This is a genomic window from Dolichospermum circinale AWQC131C (assembly GCF_000426905.1).
Taxonomy (GTDB): Bacteria; Cyanobacteriota; Cyanobacteriia; order Cyanobacteriales; family Nostocaceae; genus Dolichospermum; species Dolichospermum circinale.
Genome location: NZ_KE384651.1, coordinates 109404 through 112433, shown reverse-complemented (window position 1 = coordinate 112433; position 3030 = coordinate 109404). Strand labels below are relative to the sequence as shown.

Here is a 3030-nt window from a genome sequence, read left to right as displayed (position 1 = left end):
AGTTACAGAAGGTTGTGTTTGAATTGTAGATACTTTTTCAGGATTGGGAGTTACAGAAGGTTGAATCTGAGAACTTACTCCAGAAGCATTGAGATTATTTTGGAACTTGAATTGGAAAGGATAAGAGCTAATTAGTTGCTGATCTGCTTGAGGCGGATTATTCTTGAAATATGCTCTCACCTTAGATTGTAACTGAGGCGATATACTTGCTTCTTGGAATTTAATATCTAAAACCTTGCCATCTGAACCTACTAATACTGCTCCCAACACTGTACCTTCCATCTCGGCTGTTTCAGTAGGGATGGTTTCACGAATTACCCCTTTTTCTTGGACATTCGGATATTCCTGTTGAATGTTTTGTCTGAGAGTGCGATAGGATTGGAGTCTAGCCACCAATTGTTCAGTTTCCTTACCTTTAAATTCAGACTCGTTTGTGAGTATTTCTGCTGATTTATCGGTAGAATTGTCTACCAAGGATATTTTTTCCTGTTCTTGAGGAATTTTCACCACATTATCTTCTGTTTTCACTGCTTGTGTTGGTGAAATTCCTGTTGCCGTTCTACTGCCAATGTCATACTGTTCAGGAGATGGATTATTAAGTGGTTCTCCAGATATTTCATTATTCTGCTTGAGATCTGGTAGCCTATTAATTGCTAGGGGTTCGGTTTCCGGGATTCTCTCGCTGAGATTATTGATATCAGGAGACGCTGAGGGAGTATATCTGGCTTCTAATCTAGATATTTCTCTCTGTGAATTGCTGCGAATCAGTCCCAAGATAGATTGTCTGCTAGGTAGGGAAGAGGTGTTATAGCCGGTTGGTGAGCTAGGAATAACTGATAATGGTGGATTAGATAATTCTGGCTGTAAAGGGGGATAGATAGTCGTTAAGTTCCCCAAATTACTTCCCGGTAGTTGTTGCTGTAGTGGTAGTGGGGGTTGCTGTAATGGCAGCTGGGATATTGTAGCAGGTTGCGGTAATCGCTTTTGATCAGCGGCGCTCAATTCCATGAGGGGAACTGCTTTTGATGGGTCAATCTTAGCAGATTCACTAGAGTTAACTGGCATTAATGGCACAATTAAGGCAATAGCACCGTGGATACCAAGGGAAGCTATGGCTGCTATTCCCGTTGGTTGGCTCAACATTTCCGGTATGTTTTTGAAGATGGATACGTAAGACATAATGTTATCGTTTATTTAGATTGGTTAAGGTTGAATAGAAGTTTTATCAACCAAGAATTTAGGACTCATCTTCATGATCAAGTGTAAAGTATCAATAGTGAAGTTAACGGACATAATTAATGCGCCTGATTCCGAAATTGATTAATTCCCGAATTTGTATGTTATGAATTATTGTTTGTATTTTAGACTATTTTGTCATTTTCTGCATCTATCCTAATTCTTACATAATAACTTCCTCTGCGGTTAATTTCAACAGGAAAAATTATGATATTTTAAGTTTCTATTTTCCCGGTTCCCTTTTTCCTAAAGATCAGGAATCTCGACTCTCTTCAGTAGTATTAGTGTTAATATTTACTTTTTTGCAATTACTAAATCATGTTTGCCGTCAGCGTTAGGACTATGATCTGTGATCTGAATATTGACATAATTATATATAATTAGATGATGACTATGTTGATAAGTAATTTTCATTTAACTAATATGCCCAGGCTGCAAAATAAATACAAGTACCAAGAAGGAGAGTTAGGTTAATGACATTCACTTATGGAATAGAGGGATGCCTCCGCGTTGGTCAACTAGCTCCCGATTTTACAGCAACAGCCGTAGTAGATCAAGAGTTTAAGTCAATTAAATTATCTGATTATCGCGGTAGATATGTTGTTCTGTTTTTCTACCCTCTCGATTTTACCTTTGTTTGTCCTACTGAAGTTGCTGCTTTTAGCGATCGCTATGCAGAATTTAGCAACCTAAATACGGAAGTTTTCGGTATTTCCGTTGATAGTGAATTTTCTCACCTCGCTTGGATGCAAACAGACCGTAAATCTGGTGGTGTTGGTGACTTAAATTATCCCCTGGTTTCTGACATTAAAAAAGAAATTAGCGCCGCTTACAACGTTCTCGACCCCTCCTCCGGTGTTGCTTTACGTGGTTTGTTCATCATTGACAAAGATGGTATACTTCAACACGCTACCATCAACAACATGGCTTTTGGTCGCAGTATAGACGAAACTTTGAGAATATTGCAAGCAATTCAGCACGTACAATCTCACCCAGATGAAGTTTGTCCTATTGATTGGCAACCAGGAGATAAAACGATGAATCCTGATCCCGTCAAGTCTAAAATCTACTTCTCTACTACTTAAATAACCGGTTAAATAACTGGGGATTAGGAATTAGTGCTAACAAATTACTTACAAATTACTCTTTATGCTGACCGCAACTGATTTCACAGGCTTATTTAATGAGAGATTTTTCCATAACTTTTTACCAATACCAGCCCTAGATAATTTTAGATTGGGTGTAGGAACACCAGATTTTAAATTATCGGATATTACTAACAACACTGTCATCAAACTCTCTGATTTCCGAGGTAAACAACCTGTAATACTGGCATTTACCAGGATTTTCACAGAAAAGCAATATTGCCCCTTTTGTTATCCCCATATTCAAGCTTTAAATGCAAATTATGAACAGTTCAAAAATCGGGGAATTGAAATTCTATTAATTACTAGCACTGACAAAAAGCAAAGTCAAATCATCGTCAAAGATTTGGGTTTAAAAATGCCATTATTGAGTGATCCTAGTTGCCACACATTTCGTACTTATAAGACTGGACAAGCATTAGGAGCGCCTTTACCAGCGCAGTTTGTGTTAGATAAAGATGGAAAACTGCTCTACAGGCATTTATTTTCTTTCTTAAATCATAATGCCAGTGTAGAGACACTTTTAGAAAAATATAGTGGTAAACAATAGTTTGGATTTAAAACTGGCTATCTGTTAATTAGCCTTAAATTGACATCAACAGGTTCTAACTTACCTGTAGCCCGATTATATTGATAACCTTTAGAGGTG

At 37.6% G+C, this 3030-nt stretch carries 3 protein-coding genes; 2 read left to right on the top strand and 1 reads right to left on the bottom strand.

The features are described 5' to 3' along the window. On the bottom strand, window positions 1-1179 hold a 1179-nt coding region (locus ACIR131C_RS23595), incomplete at its 3' end, for a hypothetical protein (RefSeq protein WP_196811818.1). 530 nt (window positions 1180-1709) lie between these two features. Between ACIR131C_RS23595 and ACIR131C_RS0119790 the strand changes: the two genes are divergently transcribed. Both ACIR131C_RS0119790 and ACIR131C_RS0119785 read left to right on the top strand, forming a co-directional pair. Next, window positions 1710-2321, top strand: coding sequence for a peroxiredoxin (locus tag ACIR131C_RS0119790; RefSeq protein ID WP_028091564.1), 612 nt, complete (start codon window positions 1710-1712; stop codon window positions 2319-2321). Between the two features lie 64 nt (window positions 2322-2385). Continuing rightward, complete coding sequence (locus ACIR131C_RS0119785) at window positions 2386-2931, top strand: peroxiredoxin family protein (RefSeq protein ID WP_028091563.1); 546 nt, start codon at window positions 2386-2388, stop codon at window positions 2929-2931. The last annotated feature ends 99 nt before the right edge of the window (window positions 2932-3030 follow it).

Bases quoted from the DNA above. Each gene is read 5' to 3' on its own strand.
- ACIR131C_RS0119790 (WP_028091564.1), top strand. From the start codon at position 1,710: ATGACATTCACTTATGGAATAGAGGGATGCCTCCGCGTTGGTCAACTA.
- ACIR131C_RS0119785 (WP_028091563.1), top strand. From the start codon at position 2,386: ATGCTGACCGCAACTGATTTCACAGGCTTATTTAATGAGAGATTTTTC.